The sequence below is a fragment of the Streptomyces sp. NPDC004752 genome, assembly GCF_053601275.1.
In genome coordinates this window covers 26,024-41,262 of record NZ_JBSGBN010000086.1, presented here as the reverse complement: position 1 = coordinate 41,262, position 15,239 = coordinate 26,024, and the positions used below count along the sequence as shown (strand labels likewise).

Annotated in this window: 12 protein-coding genes and 1 tRNA gene; 6 read left to right on the top strand and 7 right to left on the bottom strand. The window is 72.1% G+C overall.

Going from position 1 to position 15,239, the window contains the following annotated elements; all coding sequences use genetic code 11:
* The 3 genes from ACWEKM_RS30335 to ACWEKM_RS30325 form a co-directional block, all read left to right on the top strand.
* Positions 1 to 366 (top strand): FtsX-like permease family protein (locus ACWEKM_RS30335; protein ID WP_451624457.1); only part of this gene is annotated, 366 nt, incomplete at its 5' end.
* A gap of 205 nt (positions 367 to 571) precedes the next feature.
* The gene (locus ACWEKM_RS30330; RefSeq protein WP_451624456.1) at positions 572 to 3,289 is read left to right on the top strand and encodes an ABC transporter permease; all 2,718 of its coding nucleotides are present in this window, start codon (positions 572 to 574) and stop codon (positions 3,287 to 3,289) included.
* 78 nt (positions 3,290 to 3,367) lie between these two features.
* Positions 3,368 to 4,324 (top strand): ABC transporter ATP-binding protein, encoded by a 957-nt coding sequence (locus ACWEKM_RS30325; RefSeq protein ID WP_451624455.1) that lies wholly within the window; start codon positions 3,368 to 3,370, stop codon positions 4,322 to 4,324.
* Between the two features lie 53 nt (positions 4,325 to 4,377).
* Here the strand turns inward: ACWEKM_RS30325 and ACWEKM_RS30320 are convergent, their stop codons facing one another.
* From ACWEKM_RS30320 to ACWEKM_RS30290, 7 genes are all read right to left on the bottom strand, one after another.
* Positions 4,378 to 5,052 (bottom strand): hypothetical protein, encoded by a 675-nt coding sequence (locus ACWEKM_RS30320; protein WP_451624454.1) that lies wholly within the window; start codon positions 5,050 to 5,052, stop codon positions 4,378 to 4,380.
* On the bottom strand, positions 5,049 to 5,483 hold the full coding sequence (locus tag ACWEKM_RS30315) for an acyl-CoA thioesterase (protein ID WP_451624453.1): 435 nt from the start codon (positions 5,481 to 5,483) through the stop codon (positions 5,049 to 5,051). Before ACWEKM_RS30315 ends, ACWEKM_RS30320 begins: the two co-directional genes overlap by 4 nt.
* Positions 5,484 to 5,485: 2 nt before the next feature.
* Positions 5,486 to 7,150 (bottom strand): energy-dependent translational throttle protein EttA, encoded by a 1,665-nt coding sequence (ettA, locus tag ACWEKM_RS30310; protein WP_451624452.1) that lies wholly within the window; start codon positions 7,148 to 7,150, stop codon positions 5,486 to 5,488.
* A 373-nt stretch (positions 7,151 to 7,523) separates the two neighbouring features.
* Complete coding sequence (locus ACWEKM_RS30305; RefSeq protein ID WP_451624459.1) at positions 7,524 to 8,864, bottom strand: Cys-Gln thioester bond-forming surface protein; 1,341 nt, start codon at positions 8,862 to 8,864, stop codon at positions 7,524 to 7,526.
* A gap of 392 nt (positions 8,865 to 9,256) precedes the next feature.
* Positions 9,257 to 9,724 (bottom strand): single-stranded DNA-binding protein, encoded by a 468-nt coding sequence (locus tag ACWEKM_RS30300; protein WP_451624451.1) that lies wholly within the window; start codon positions 9,722 to 9,724, stop codon positions 9,257 to 9,259.
* Between the two features lie 367 nt (positions 9,725 to 10,091).
* A complete protein-coding gene (locus ACWEKM_RS30295; RefSeq protein WP_451624458.1) occupies positions 10,092 to 11,849 on the bottom strand; it encodes a GTPase in 1,758 nt (585 codons plus the stop codon).
* Positions 11,850 to 12,317: 468 nt separating this feature from the next.
* On the bottom strand, positions 12,318 to 13,925 hold the full coding sequence (locus tag ACWEKM_RS30290; protein ID WP_451624450.1) for a dynamin family protein: 1,608 nt from the start codon (positions 13,923 to 13,925) through the stop codon (positions 12,318 to 12,320).
* Positions 13,926 to 14,246: 321 nt separating this feature from the next.
* On the opposite strand from ACWEKM_RS30290, the gene ACWEKM_RS30285 reads away from it, so the two are divergent.
* The 3 genes from ACWEKM_RS30285 (at position 14,247) to ACWEKM_RS30275 (ending at position 15,178) form a co-directional block, all read left to right on the top strand.
* A tRNA-Arg gene (locus tag ACWEKM_RS30285) sits at positions 14,247 to 14,319 on the top strand.
* A 144-nt stretch (positions 14,320 to 14,463) separates the two neighbouring features.
* Positions 14,464 to 14,733 carry a type II toxin-antitoxin system Phd/YefM family antitoxin gene (locus ACWEKM_RS30280; protein WP_062145112.1) on the top strand — a complete coding sequence of 90 codons (270 nt, stop codon included), beginning with the start codon at positions 14,464 to 14,466 and terminating at the stop codon, positions 14,731 to 14,733.
* A complete protein-coding gene (locus ACWEKM_RS30275) occupies positions 14,723 to 15,178 on the top strand; it encodes a PIN domain-containing protein (protein WP_451624449.1) in 456 nt (151 codons plus the stop codon). Before ACWEKM_RS30280 ends, ACWEKM_RS30275 begins: the two co-directional genes overlap by 11 nt.
* Positions 15,179 to 15,239: the final 61 nt, after the last annotated feature.

Here is a 15,239-nt window from a genome sequence, read left to right as displayed (position 1 = left end):
GGCTTCGCGGTGAGCGCGGCCGGGTCGCTGCGGGAGCGGGGCGCCGAGTTCGCGGTGCTGCGCGCCCTGGGCGCCCCGCGCCGGCAACTGGCCCGCACGATCGCCGCCGAGCAGGGTGTCCTGGTGGCCCTGGCCCTGGTGGTGGGCGTCGCCCTGGGCACCGTACTGACCCGGGCCGTCCTCCCGCTGATCGTGCTGACCGCCGAGGCCACCCGGCCGGTGCCGACCCTGCTGGTCGAACTGCCGCCGGGACGCGTGGCGTTGCTGCTGGCCGCAGTCGCCGCGACGCCGCTGCTCGTCACGGCCGCGCTGGCCCTGCGCCGCGCGGACCCGGCGACCTCACTGCGGGACCAGGGAGGTGAATGAGATGAACCCCGAACGCGATTCCGAGCACGGTACGGCTTCCAGGCGCGGTACGGCTTCCGAGCACGGTACGGCTTCGGGGCACGGTACGGCTTCCGGGCGCAGGGAAGTTCCTGGGCACAGGGAGATCTCTGCGCCCGGGGAGGTTCCTGCACGGGGTGAGGCGGCGGCCGGGCGCGGTGAGGCGTCGTCCGCGGTCGCTCCTTGGGTGCGCACCCGGTTGCGGGCCGCGCCGCTCGCCGCTCTGGCGCTCGCCCTGCTGGTCGCGCTGACCGCGTGCCTGGCCGCCGCCTTCCCGCGCGCGGTCGACCGGTACGAGGACGCGGGGCTGCAGCGCTCCTTCCAGCAGGCCCGACCGGAACGCACCACCGTGCAGGTCACCGCGGCCCAGACCGCCGGCGCACCGTCCCCCGAGGCACTGGCGGCGCCCCTGCGGCCCGACGCTCTGGGAGAGCGGTACGAGAAGCTCCTCGGCACCGTCCCCGGATCGCTGCCCCTCGACTCCGCGCAGTCGGCGTACGGCGTGACCCTGAGCAAGAACCTGGAAGTGTCCGACCCCTGGATACCCCGCCCGAGCGGCGTGCCCGCCCGGGTCGCCCTGGTCGCGCAGAACGGCCTCGCCGACCACGCGACGGTGCGCGAGGGCCGCCTGCCGCGCACGTCCGGCACCGTAGGCGCGACGACGCCCGTGGTGGAGGCCGCCGTCACCGCCGCCACCGCCAAGAGCCTGCACATCAAGGCGGGTTCGGTCATCCATGTGCCGGCCGTGGCCCGGGCGCCGCTCGCCGTCCGGGTCACCGGCATCGTCACCCCACGCGAGCCGGCCGACGCGTACTGGTCGACCCGCCCCCTGCTGCGCACTCCCGGCCTGGTGGCCCTGCCCGGTTCGGGCCCCGACCGCAGCTGGTACTGGCTCGGCGCCCTGCTGCTGGCTCCCGAAGCCGCCCCCGTCCTCCTGGGCACCGACGCGGACGCGCTTCGCTACTGGTACCTGGCCCCCGACCCGGACCGCTTCCACGCCGGCGACCTCGGCCATCTCAAGGCCGCCGTCGCCACCTTGGAGTCGGGCCCCGGACTAGGGCAGGCCCGCGCCCTCACCGGCCCCGGCACGGACATGAGCACCGACCTCGACGACGTACTGGTCTCCTTCTCCCAACTGCGCGCGGGCATCGCGCCGTTGGTCGCCGTCGCCGCCGTCGGCACCGCGGCGGTCGCCGCCGTGGTCCTCCTCATGGCGGGCGCGCTCGCCGCCGACCGGCGCCGCGCAGAGGCGGCCCTGCTACGCGCCCGCGGCGCCTCCCTGCCCGGTCTGGCCGGACGGCTGTGCGCCGAGACGGCGGCGGTCGCCGTACCGGCGGGCGCGCTCGGCCTCACGGCCGCACTTCTCGCGGTCCCCGAGGGCCGCGCCTCGTACGCGGTCGCCGCCGCCGTCGCGGTCACCGTCCTCGCCTGCGCCGCGCTTCCGCTGCGCGCTGCGCTCGCCCACCGGTCCGTACGCGTCGCCGGCCCACGCGAGGACTTGGCGACGACGCGCCCATCCCGGCGGCGCACGGTCACGGAGCTGACGCTGCTCGTCCTGGCCGCGGCGGCGGTGGAGTCGCTGCGCAGGCGTGGGACGTCGAGTTCGTCCGCCGACGGCCCCTCGGGCGATCAGCTGGTGTCGGTCGCACCGGTGCTGGTGGGGGTGATCGCGGCGCTGGTGCTGGTCCGTCTCCTCCCGTTCCTGCTGCGTCGGCTGGCCCGCCCGGCCGGACGGCTGCGCGGCGCGGTGGGCTTCCTGTCCCTGGCCCGCGCGGGCCGCACCTCGGTCTCGGCGGTGCTGCCCCTGCTGGCGCTGCTGACCGCGCTCACCACGGCGGCGTTCGGCGGCTCGGTACTCGCGGGCGTGAACGAGGCCCGCGACCGAGCCGCCCTGCTGGCCGTGGGCGCGGACGCCCGCGTGGAGTCCGATGGCCTGCTACCGTCGGGCCTCGCCGAGCGGGTACGCGGCCTGTCCGGAGTAGGCGCGGTCACCGAGACGAGCATCGGCTACCAGGCGAAACCGCACGACGAGCAGACCCCGGTACCACTGGTGGGCGTGGACCCGTCCGGGTACGGGGCGCTGGCGGCCCGCACGGGTCTCGGCGCCTTCGAGGCCGACCGGCTCAAGCGTCTCGCTGCCGGTGAGCCGCTGCCCGCGCTGGCCTCGCCGTCCGTCGCGAAGGCGTACGGCACCCGCGGCCCCTTCCCGGTGCGGCTGGAGGACGGCACCACGGTCTCCGTCCGCATCACCGTCGTCCGCGACCACACCCCGGCCGTGACCGGCGACGGCTTCCTCGTCGTGGACCGCGCCGGGCTCAGCGCCGCCGCGGCCCGCCCGACGGCCCTGCTGGTGACGGGCCACCACGTGGACGCGGGGGCGCTGCGCCGGGCAGCGGGCCCCGCGGCGAGCGTGCGCGTCCGCGCACAGGAGCGGGCACGGTACGCCGACCCACCCCTGCGGTCCGGTGCCCAGCAGGTCTACACAGCGGCGGTGGCGGCAGGCGCCGGCTATGCCGTACTGGCCCTGCTCCTCGCCCTGCTGCGCGCCGCCCCGGAACGCGCCGCGCTCCTCGCGCGCCTGCGCACCATGGGTCTGACCCGGGCCCAGGCCCGCCGCCTGCTCGTCCTGGAATCCCTGCCCCAGGCCCTCCTCGCCGCGGTCGGCGGCGCGTTGACCGGCTGGGCGGCGATCCGGCTCCTGTCCCCCGGCGTCGATCTGACCGCCGTCGCCCTCCCCACGGCCGACGCGTCGGCCGGCAGGACCGAGCTGCACACGGACCCGCTGTCGCTGACCGTTCCGGCGATCATCGTGCTGGTGACCGCGGTCGGGGTGGCCGGCGTGCAGGCATGGTGGGCCCAGCGACGGGGGTCGGTGCGGGAACTGAGGGCGGGGGATGCCCGATGAGCCGAGCCGTCCTGTCAACCGTGCGGGAGACGCGATGACCACGAGCCTCTCAGGGCCCGCGGAAAGGAGGGTCCACCAGTGACCACCAACCCCACCCTCACCGAGCTGGCGAACCGGGTCACCGAGGCCCGCAACCGCCCGGCCTACGGCCACGACGCCCTGATCACCTGCGACCGGCTCGTGCGCATCTTCTCCACCGACGGCGTCGAGGTCCAGGCGCTCCAGGGCCTCGACCTGCTGGTCCGCAAGGGCGAGTTGATGGCCCTGGTCGGCGCCTCCGGCAGTGGCAAGTCCACGCTCATGAACATCCTCGCCGGCCTGGACACCCCCACCGCGGGCGCGGCCAGGGTGGCCGGCCGCGACCTGCTCGCCATGACCGCCAAGGACCGCCTCGCGTACCGCCGCGACATCGTCGGCTTCGTCTGGCAGCAGACCTCCCGCAATCTGCTGCCCTATCTGACCGCCGCCCAGAACGTCGCCCTTCCGCTGAGCCTGTCCGGCGCCCGCCTCCGCCACCGCGCCCGCGCCGAACACGCCCTGGAACTACTGGAGTTGCTGGAGGTCGCGGACTGCCGCGACCGCCGTCCGGAGCAGTTGTCCGGGGGCCAGCAGCAGCGCGTCGCCATCGCGGTGGCCCTCGCCAACTCGCCCGCGGTCCTGCTCGCCGACGAGCCCACCGGCGAACTCGACTCCCACACCGCCGCGCAGATCTTCGACGCCTTCCGCACCGCGAACGAACGGCTGGGCACCACCGTCGTCATCGTCACACACGACCAGGCGGTGGCCGACGAGGTCCGTCGCACAGTCGCCATCCGGGACGGCCGTACCTCCACGGAGGTCCTGCGCCGCAGCGAGATCGACGCGGCCACGGGCCATGAGACGGTGGTGGCCCGGGAGTACGCCATGCTGGACCGCGCCGGCCGTCTCCAGCTCCCCGCCGAGTACACCGAGGCCCTGGGCATGCGCGACCGGGTCGCCCTGGAACTGGAACCGGACCACATCGGCGTGTGGCCCGACGACAGCCAGGACCGCTAGGGCCGGCCGGCCAAGAGGGGACGGCCGGGAGGGGACGGCCGAACCCGGACGGGTCAGCGCACGCTGATGTCCAGCGCCCCCAGCCCAGCCCGCCGCACGGCGACCGACCCGTACGGCGTACGCAGCCGGAGCCAGGCTCCGGACGAGAACAGCCCGGCGTCCACGGCTCCCCGGCGCCGCAGGAAGCCGAGGGACTGAGCCGCGTGCACGGCCCGTACCGGGAGCCGGGTCCCGGCGACCGTCCGGGACCAGATGTCCCGCCCGATCCGGTCGAGTTCCGCCCGCGTCCGCCACTCGGAGGCCGGCTCCCCGGTACGGGAACGGAACTCGGCGACGGCGGCGGCGACCAAAGAGCGCAGCGCGTCCGGCGTCGGCAGGCCCGGCTCGGGGTGCCAGCCGCCGCGCGGCGGCAGCACGCCCGCCCACGGCGGCCCGGTCACCGCGCCCGGGACGGCGGCGGTGGCCGCCGACTCGTCCACGGACTCCAGCAGCTCACCGGCGGACACGGTCACGTCGAGGGTGACGTCCAGCCCGTGCTCGTAGGGCTTGGCCAGCCGCACTGTGCGGATCGCCAGCACCTCGAAGGACGGCGGGCGGCCGAACACGGCGAGGGCCGTCCCCGCCGCCTGCAGTCGCACCGCGGCGCCACGGTCGTAGTGGAGCAGCCGGGACAGGAAGGCCGCGAGATCCGCCGCCTCCCCGTCGTCGGCCAGGTGGAGCACCGTCATGCGGCGACGGCCTCCTCCTCGTCCTTGCCCTCGTCCTCGGCGGCGTCGTCCATGTACTCCCGCAGGAACTCCCGTTCCTCGGCGGTGATCCGGCGCGGGCGCTGCGTATCGAAGTCGTACGGCACGATCACCGTCGAGGCGCGGACGTAGATCTGGTCGCCGTCCTTCACCTCGTAGGCGAGGGTGAAGGACGCCGCCCTGGTCTCCGTGACCCACAGCTCGATGTCCACGGGCTCGTGCCGGTGGACGAGTTGCCGCTTGTAGTCGATCTCATGGCGCGCCACCACGGAGCCCTGCTGGAAATCCTTGTCCGGGCGGAACAGGAAGTCGATACGGGCTTCTTCCAGGTAGCGGAGGAAGACCACGTTGTTGACGTGGCCGTACGCGTCCATGTCCGCCCAGCGCAGCGGGCAGCGGTAGATGTACCGCAAGGTCAGCCCCGGGTCAGCTTCTTGTAGGTGGCACGGTGCGGACGCGCGGCGTCCGGGCCGAGCCGCTCGATCTTGTTCTTCTCGTACGACTCGAAGTTGCCCTCGAACCAGAACCACTTCGACTCGCCCTCGTAGGCGAGGATGTGCGTGGCGACACGGTCCAGGAACCAGCGGTCGTGGGAGACGACGACGGCGCAGCCCGGGAACTCCAGCAGGGCGTTCTCCAGGCTGGAGAGGGTCTCGACGTCGAGGTCGTTGGTGGGCTCGTCGAGGAGCAGCAGGTTGCCGCCCTGCTTGAGGGTCAGCGCCAGGTTGAGCCGGTTGCGCTCGCCGCCGGACAGGACACCGGCCGGCTTCTGCTGGTCCGGGCCCTTGAAGCCGAACGCGGAGACGTAGGCACGCGAGGGCATCTCGACCTGGCCGACGTTGATGTAGTCGAGCCCGTCGGACACGACCTCCCAGAGCGTCTTCTTGGCGTCGATGTTGGCGCGGCCCTGGTCGACGTACGAGATCTTGACGGTGTCGCCGACCTTGATGTCACCGGAGTCCGGCGTCTCCAGCCCCTGGATCATCTTGAACAGGGTGGTCTTGCCGACACCGTTGGGTCCGATGACGCCGACGATGCCGTTGCGCGGGAGGGTGAAGGAGAGGTCGTCGATGAGGACCTTCTCACCGAATGCCTTGCCGAGGTTGCTGACCTCGACGACCACGTTGCCCAGGCGGGGACCCGGCGGGATCTGGATCTCCTCGAAGTCCAGTTTCCGCATCTTGTCGGCCTCGGCGGCCATCTCCTCGTAGCGGGCGAGACGCGCCTTGGACTTGGCCTGCCGGCCCTTGGCGTTGGAGCGCACCCACTCCAGCTCTTCCTTGAGGCGCTTCTGCCGCTTGGCGTCCTTCTGGCCCTCGACCTTGAGGCGGGCGGCCTTGGTCTCCAGGTACTTGGAGTAGTTGCCCTCGTAGCCGTGCAGCCGACCGCGGTCGACCTCGCAGATCCAGCCGGCGACGTTGTCGAGGAAGTACCGGTCGTGGGTGACGGCCACGATGGTCCCCTCGTACTTGGACAGGTGCTGCTCCAGCCAGTTCACCGACTCGGCGTCGAGGTGGTTGGTGGGCTCGTCGAGGAGGAGCAGGTCGGGGGCCTCCAAGAGGAGCTTGCAGAGCGCGACGCGGCGCTTCTCACCACCGGAGAGGTTGGCGACGGACCAGTCCCCGGGCGGGCAGCCCAGGGCGTCCATGGCCTGCTCCAGCTGGGCGTCGAGGTCCCAGGCGTTGGCATGGTCCAGCTCCTCCTGGAGCTTGCCCATCTCCTCCAGCAGCGCGTCCGAGTAGTCGGTCGCCATCTGCTCGGCGATCTCGTTGAACCGGTCGAGCTTGCCCTTGACCTCGGCGACGCCGTCCTGGACGTTCTCCAGTACCGTCTTCTCCTCGTCCAGCGGGGGCTCCTGGAGCAGGATGCCCACGCTGTAGCCGGGGGTGAGGAACGCGTCGCCGTTGGACGGCTGCTCAAGCCCCGCCATGATCTTCAGTACGGTCGACTTACCGGCACCGTTCGGGCCGACGACGCCGATCTTCGCACCCGGCAAGAAGCTCTGGGTGACGTCGTCGAGGATCACCTTGTCGCCGTGCGCCTTGCGCGCCTTGCGCATGGTGTAAATGAACTCAGCCAAGAGAAACCGTCCGGCAGCTTGAAATCTGGCAGTGGGCAGATACAACCCATCTTGCCCGACGGCCGCCCCTGGACGGAAACCCGTATGGCAGATCCCCGCCGACCTGGCATTTCGCCACCGCCACCGGCGCGGGACGGCACACAGCCCGTAGCTGCCCCGGAGGCGGCCCGGTCAGGCGGGCCTGGCGGCAGGGCTGGGCCCGCATCCTTGTGATGCCCGCGTCAGTGGCCTCGGGCGCTCTCTGTGGAGTTTTCAAGGTGCCGGGCAGCTCGATGCCGGGCAGCTCGGTGCCGTAGCACTCGGTGCTGTAGCACTCGGTGCTGTACAGCTCGGCGCAGTACAGCTCGGTGCCGGGCCGATCGGACCGTGGTGGTCAGTCGGCCGTCGGCGTTTCCCTCTTGCGGAGCAGGACCAGGACCGCACCGCCGATCACCACCAGCCCGATGGCCACGCCCGCGATCACCGGGGTCGCGTTGTAGCCGCCGGTCGCGGCCAGGTTCGTGGTGCCGCCGGAGGTGCCGCCCACGGTGGCCGGGCTCGGCTCGGCCAGGGTCTGGGTCGACGTGCCGACCTGGCTGCCCTGGGTCTTGCAGTCGAGGACGCCGGTGAAACGCTGCGAGAACCCGTTCGGCCCGGTGATCGTGAAGTCGTATGCCTGGTCCTCCTGGAGCGGGATGGTCACCGTGCGCGAGGTGCCCGCGGGGACGGTGTGCTCGCCTCCCATCAGTTCGAAGGTGAAGGGCTTGTCGCCGGTGTTGGCGGCGCTGATGTCCAGACGGCTCGCGGCGCAGTTCTTACGGGCCGACAGCGCGGGTATCGGACCCTTCTCCGCCCAGCCGGCGCTCGCGGTCGCGGAGACCGTGGACTCGCTGGAACCGGCCAGGATCTGGGTCTGGCTGCGGCTCTCGGAGGCGAAGGCGCGGCCCACGGGCACGCTGGTCGATGCCTGGACGGTGAACACGGCGGTCCCGCTCCCGCCGTCCGACGCGGGGGAGGTCTCCCCGTCGGTGGCCGCGGCGGTGTCCTCGGGGATGTCGAAATACAGCCCACTGCCGTCCTTCGCCGATGTGACGACCTCGCCGTTCTTGTCGACGATCCGGACGCCGCTGGTGGCGGCGTCCGCCGGCGGGAGCACCGTGACATCCCGCGCGTTGGTGTGCACCGTGACCGGGCCGAGCAGCTCGCCCGGGTGGCCGGAGACCGCGGGCGGGTCCAGGGTCAGCGAGGCCCGCGGCTCGGCCACGTCACGGGCGCTCTTCTCCAGGTAGTCGGCGAGCTTCTCGGCCCGCGTACCGACGGCGTCGACGTCCGCACCGTCCGAGTAGCGCCAGATGGCCACCTGGGTGCCGACCGCGGCGTCCTGCTCGGTGAGGCTGCCGACGCCCGCCCGCTCGGCCAGTGCCGCGAGGTCGTTCACCTGCGGGTAGGAGTTCTGCAGGATCCAACGGATCTTGCCGGCGTCCTTGTTGGTGCCCAGCGAGGTGCCGCTCCAGGACGTCTCCTGGTACTTGGCGTCCTTCTGGGTGGGGTTGTGCATGTCGATGCAGTAGGTCTGCAGCATGCCGCCGCCGTCGACGGACATCTCGAACAGCCCCGCCGCCACGTTCAGATCGCCGCCGTCCGCGTGGATGACGGCCTCTCCGTACGTCTTCAGGCCGCCCAGTGTGGCGGTCGCTCCGCCCTGGTCCTGCGTCTGCCCGTCGGCGACGGCCATCCCGGCACCCGACAGCACGCCGGCCGCCACGAACCCCGTCACCAGCGTCGCGGCGGCGAGGCGTGACGGGCCTCGCCGACGCGCGGGCACGGAGGTGCGACAGAACCGAGAGAACGCAGCAAGCACAGAATTCCCTTTCAAGCAGGACCCGTTGACGAGAGGGTGTGTGGTCCCACCGGCAGAATCAGCAGCCCCGAGGGCTACGCCCGGCATCCTAGAGATCAGTCACAACCCGGCCCGCCGGTCAGATCGTCGGATGACGGATCCGACTCGGAATCGTTATCGCCAGAACCCGCCGCGAGCAGGGGTTATCGACAAATCCACCGGGTTGTGGGGGATTCTTCGGCGACAAGGTGCGCTTCGGCCGGGCCTTCGCCGCGACCCACGTCACGTCACGTCACAGCGACTGTTTCCGAGGGCCGTTGAGCGGGCGGATCGGTGGACTCCCCCTCCGGGGCCTCCCAGTTGGGCTCCGGTCGCTGCGGCGGCATCGCCTCCGGTTTCCCGGCCCGTCGGAAGGCCGATGTGCCGCGGGCCAGGTCATGGCCGATCGTCACCGCGTCGATGTCCGCGGAGACCCGGCTCTGCTGCCCTTCGCGCGTCTCCGTGCGCACCTTCAGCCGGCCCTGCACGACGACCGGCTCCCCCACGTTCAGCGAGGCCGCCGCGTTGACCGCGAGCTGGCGGTTGGCCCACACCGTGAAGAAGTTGGTGTGCCCGTCCGCCCAGGCACTCTTCTCTCGGTCCCAGTAGCGCGAGGTGACCGCCAGCCGGAACCGCGCCGACGGGCCCGCCGCCGGCTCCCGGTACACCGGCTGCGTCGCCACGTTGCCCACTACGCACACCATCGTCTCGTTCATCACACACCCCTCCCGCCCGGTCGCTCACGCCCGGCGGTCACCCGTACGGGCCCGTCCCGTACGGCTGCGTCCGCGTCGATCGGCCGCACACCGTCCGTGCGTCGCGATCGCCGCGGAACCCAGACTGCCTCCGCCGGGCCGAGCCCGCTGAGCGCTGTGGACCACCGGACGCCTGTGGAAAACCCCCTCACCCGAACGAGCGATCGAGCCGCCGAACGACGCTGTGCCCCGGCACGCGACGCCGAATCGACGGCGCCCTCTCGGCGCGTCCGGATCCTCCCGCACCGAACTGCGACCGTCAGCGGGCTGAGCCGGGACCGTCGGCGGGCCGAATGCGCCCCGTCAGCTGCCGGTAGCGGTGCCCGGCCTACCCCACCCCCGCCGAGACCCGTGTGACCCGCCCGTACTGCTCACGTACCTCCTGGTACCGCAGCAACTCCGCGGCCAGCGCGTCCAGCACCCGGGCCCGGCCGCAGCCCGCCGCGGCCTCCCGCAATCGGCGTTCCGCCTCCTGCCCGTACCGTCGTGCGGGCCCGCGCGCAGCCATCCGGCAGCTCCACTCGACGAGCGGCCCGCCCACGATGCCGGCCATCATCAGCAGCACCGGCACACCCAGATTCGGCGCCATGACCCCGACGATCTGCCCCACCAGCCACAGCCCGCCCACGATCTGGAGCAGTGTCATGGCCGCCTGGACCAGCACCGCCACCGGCCACCAGCCCGGCCGCGGCGGCCTGCCGGGCGACAGCCCGGCCCGAGCCGCCAGTTCGTCCAGCGCCTCGGGCAGCCCCTGGGAGCCCCGTACGGCCGCCTCGCGCACCGCCTGCGCCCACGGCACGGGCAAGCCGACCGACGCCCGGTCCGACACCGTGCGCACCGCCTGCTCGACGCGCTGGCGCGCCGTGGCCTCCTCATCCGCCTGGGTCTGCAGGAGCAGCCGTCCGGTGACCACGTCGAACCGCTTCTGGTGCCAGCGCCACAGCCGCAGCCAGGGCGTCCCGCAGGCCCGGTTGGCGTTGCGCAGCCAGGCGCGTTCGGCGGCCTCTCCCGCCGCCGTGGCGCCCACGGCGTCCGCGAGCCGGGCGGAAAACTCCGCCCGCGCCTCCTCGGTGAGCCCGGCCCGCCGCCCCGTGGCATACACGGGCCGCAGCCCGGCCGCGGCGGCGTCCACGTCGGCCGAGATACGGCGGGCCGCCGCACCACGCTCGGTGACGAACCGGCCGAGCGTTTCGCGCAGTTCGGCGATGCCCTGCCCGGTGAGCGCGGACAGGCTGAGCACGATCGCGCCCGGCTCGCCGTGCTCACCCAGGGCGATCCCGTCCTCGTCCAGCAGTCGGCGCAGATCGTCGAGGATCTGGTCGGCGGCCTCCCCGGGGAGCCGGTCGGTCTGGTTGAGGACGACGAACATCACCTCCGCGTGTCCCGCCAGAGGCCGCAGGTAGCGCTCGTGCAGGACGGCGTCCGCGTACTTCTCCGGATCGACGACCCAGATCACCGCGTCCACGAGCTTGAGGATGCGGTCCACCTGCTCACGGTGCTGCACGGCGGCGGAGTCGTGGTCGGGCAGGTCGATCAGGACGAGTCCGCGCAGCTGCGCCTCGGCCTCCGGGCTCTGCAGCGGGCGCCTGCGCAGCCGTCCGGGGATGCCCAGCCGGTCGATCAGGGTCGCCGCTCCATCGCTCCAGCTGCAGGCGATGGGCGCCGCGGTGGTCGGCCGCCGTACCCCGGTCTCCGAAATGGCCACCCCGGCGAGGGTGTTGAAGAGCTGGGACTTGCCGCTGCCGGTGGCGCCCGCGATGGCGACGACGGTGTGCTGCCCGGAGAGCTTGCGGCGCGCCGCCGCCTCGTCCAGGACCCGGCCCGCCTCGGCAAGGGTGACGCTGTCGAGCCGGGTGCGGGAGAGCCCGACCAGTTCCCGCAGGGCGTCCAGACGCGAACGCAGCGGGCCGTCGTACGCCAGGGGGGCCGGGGTCTGCGGGGCCGCCGCGCGGGGCTCGACCAGGGAGGGCTGCTCGGCGTCGGCGGTCTCGTTCACCCGCCGGGCGATGAGCCCGTCGTCCCAGGAGCCCGCGGAGTCCGCAGGGTCCGCGGAGTCCGCCGAGCCCATGGAGCTCATGGAACTCATAGAGTCCATGGAGCCCGCGGAACCCATGGACCGCGAGACGGTCATCTTGTCCTTCACGCGCGCGTGTCCCGCATGCTCGTCCACGCGCGCGTGCCCGGCACCGTCGCCGATGCCGGAGCCGGCGTCCCGCCACCGGGACCGCTCCAGTTCGCCGTCCTCCCACTCCTGCTGCGCACGCTCTGGCCCTTGCTCCCGTTCCTGCTTCCGTTTCTGGTTCCGTTCCTGCCTGCGCCGCCGTTCGGCGCCCTCTTCGGAGAGGTCGCCTTTGGAGAGGCCGCCTTCGCACGCGCCCCCTCCAGGGGCGGCGTTCTCTGGCTCTGCAGGAAGGGTTCTCTCGGGCTTCTCGGTCTTCTCGGTCTTCGGAGCGGCCTTCTGGGAGGCCGTTTCGCCGGTGTGATCGGTGTGCTCCGTGTGGTCCGTGTGGTCCGTGTGGTCCGTGTGGTCCTGATCAGTGACGGCGGTCACCGGTCACCTCTCCTTCTGCAGTACGGACAGGGCGGCGATGAGTTCGGCCTGGGGCTCGGGGTGCACCTCAAGGGCGTCGAGCGGGGCGAGGCGGCGCTCGCGTTCGCTGTGCATGACCCGGTCCAAGTGCTCGGCCAGCAGGTTCTTGGCGCGCTCGCGCAGCCGCGTCGCGCGGTGCGCGCCCAGGCGATCGGCGAGGCCCTCGCCCGCGGAACGGGCCCGGCGACCCCCCAGTACGACGGTGGCGGTCAGGGCCGCGAGGACCTCCGGGTCGGGCGCGACGCTCCGGTCGAGCTCGCGCACCTCCTCCTCGGCGTACTCCTCGACCTCGCGCCGCCACCGTCGCACGGCGAGGCCGATCCGGTGCTCGGCGCTGTCCAGCGAGACATCCCGGTCGGCGAGCCCCGGGGCGGTCGAGGCCGGCTCGCGCCGCCATGCCTCGTCGACGCGCTCGTCGGCGGCGGTGACGGCGCACAGGAGGAGCGCGACCAGGCTCCCCACCAGGGCGTCGAGCAGTTCACCGGCGGTGCAGTCGAGGGGGAAGGCGCGCCAGCGCTTCAGCGCGTCCCCGGCCAGCACGGTCCCGGCGTTCAGCCGACCGCGCACACGCGCGTGTTCGCTCTCGTACGCCCTGTCGACCGCGGTGACCAGCCGCAGCGCCGCCGCGTACTGGGCGGCGGCGGCGCTGGCCAGCTCGGGCATCCGCGCCTTCAGCGAGTCGAGGACGCCGTACGCCGTACGCGCCATGATGTGCTGCCGGGATCCCGGGTCCTGAGCCTGGTGGACGAGCCAGCTGCGCAGGGGGGCCACCGCGGTGGCGGGCAGCAGGCCACCGCCCCAGACGGACTCGGGCAGCTCGGGCACCGTGAAGCGGGGTACGTGGCCGAGGCCGGCCTTGGTGAGCAGGGCGCCGTATTGCCGTGAGACCTCGGAGACGACCTGGTGGGGCACCCGGTCGAGGACGGTCACCAGGGTGGCGTCGTACTGCTTGGCGGTGCGCAGCAGCTGCCAGGGCACGGCGTCGGCGTACCGGGTGGCCGTGGTGACCATGATCCAGATGTCGGCGGCGCAGATCAGTGCGGCGGCGAGGACGCGGTTGTCCGCGACGAGGGAGTCGATGTCGGGGGCGTCGAGCAGGGCGAGCCCGCGTGGGAGGCTCTCGGCCGTCTCGATCCGCAGGACGCGCGCGGGGTCCTCGCCCGGGAGCAGCAGATCGTCCCCCGGGTCCTGCTGGGGCACCCACACGCGCGTGAGGTCGGGCAGCACCCTCATCCCACTGAACCAGTGGTGATCTTCTGGATGGCACACCAGGACCGGAGTCCGGGTGGTCGGCCGCAGCACACCCGCCTCGCTGACCCGCCGCCCCACGAGGGAGTTGACCAGTGTCGACTTGCCCGCCCCGGTGGATCCGCCCACGACGACCAGCAGGGGCGCTTCGGGGCTTCTCAACCGGGGCACCAGGTAGTCGTCGAGCTGTGCGAGCAGTTCGTCGCGGTTGGCACGCGCGCGTGGTGCCCCCGCCAGGGGCAGCGGAAAGCATGCGGCGGCGACACGGTCGCGCAGGGCGGAGAGTGCGTCGAGCAGCTGAGGCCGTACATCCAAGGTCACCACATGCGAAGAATGCCCAATTTTGGGGGAATTCTGAAGCATATGGCGTTGCCTGCGTGCCGATGGAACACAAAGGACGGAAGGGACGACTGGGACGCGGACATGGTTCAGGCATAACGAGTGCACAACACCCGGTGCGCGAGGCGCCAAAAGCGATGCACGATTCGCACCTGCCTGCGATTATCAGGACCGCTTCACCGAACCTCCACATAGAGCCACGGAGGCGAAGCAACAGGGACAAGGATCCAGGAGCCCTATCCTTGTCCCGGGCAACGTCACGGATCGCCCCGTACCCGGGCACCACGAACGAAGCCACCACACCCGGCCCCCGTAGCTCAGTGGATAGAGCAGGCGCCTTCTAAGCGCTTGGCCGCAGGTTCGAGTCCTGCCGGGGGCGCACACAGCCTCTCACCTGTGGAAACGCATGAGGGGCTCTTTCGTGTCCAGATGCACATCGCTCTACGAGCAGGCGCCTTCACCTATCCACAATCGCGGGTAACGGTGTAGCACCGAGTGGCACACCGTCGCTATCGTGGACGGCATGACAGCGCAGCCGGAGATCACTCAGCGCGATCTGCGCACCCGTTCCAAAGAGATCATGGACGCCGTCCAGGGAGGACAGGCGTTCACCGTCACCCGCGACGGGCATCGTGTCGGCGAGCTGATCCCGCTCCGCCGCCGTCGCCGCTTCGTTCCTCGTGCCGAGTTCGCTGCCATGTCACGTACAGCCCCCGACATCTCGCTGGACGCCTTCCGCGACGACCAGGACGCCGTCGTCGAGCAGGAGTTGGACGACCCGTATGCCCGTTGAGCACGAGCAAGGACTGCTCGACACCAGCATCATGATCCTGCGCAAGTGGATCGACGTCGACGAGTTGCCCGCCGAGATGGCCATCAGCACCATCACCCTCGCGGAACTCTCCGCGGGCCCCCACCAGGTGCGCGGCGGCGAGCAGAGCGACTACGACGAACACGCCGAGCGGGCCCGCCGCATGGACGTCCTGCAGCGCGCCGAGAACGAATTCGACCCCATCGCCTTCGACGTGGAGGCGGCCCGCATCTACGGCAGAATGTGCGCCGCCGCCGTCTCCGCGGGCCGCAAGCCCCGTCGCCGTGTGGCCGACCTGATGATCGCCGCCATCGCGGCCGCCGAAGAACTCCCCCTCTTCACCACCAACCCCGATGACTTCAAGGGCCTCGACGACTTGATCACCATCGTGCCCGTCACGCGGCCCGAGATCCCGCACGACCGTTAGTGCGCCGTCCGCCCTGCCCTGCGCCGGAGGCAGGGTGGTTCCGCTCCCGGTCGCGGACACC

What these genes read in the sequence shown, in the direction of transcription:
- ACWEKM_RS30320 (WP_451624454.1), bottom strand. Translation starts at nt 5,052, where the DNA reads ATGACGGTGCTCCACCTGGCCGACGACGGGGAGGCGGCGGATCTCGCG.
- ACWEKM_RS30305 (WP_451624459.1), bottom strand. Translation starts at nt 8,864, where the DNA reads ATGGCCGTCGCCGACGGGCAGACGCAGGACCAGGGCGGAGCGACCGCC.
- ACWEKM_RS30300 (WP_451624451.1), bottom strand. Translation starts at nt 9,724, where the DNA reads ATGAACGAGACGATGGTGTGCGTAGTGGGCAACGTGGCGACGCAGCCG.
- ACWEKM_RS30295 (WP_451624458.1), bottom strand. Translation starts at nt 11,849, where the DNA reads ATGAGTTCCATGAGCTCCATGGGCTCGGCGGACTCCGCGGACCCTGCG.
- ACWEKM_RS30280 (WP_062145112.1), top strand. Translation starts at nt 14,464, where the DNA reads ATGACAGCGCAGCCGGAGATCACTCAGCGCGATCTGCGCACCCGTTCC.
- ACWEKM_RS30275 (WP_451624449.1), top strand. Translation starts at nt 14,723, where the DNA reads ATGCCCGTTGAGCACGAGCAAGGACTGCTCGACACCAGCATCATGATC.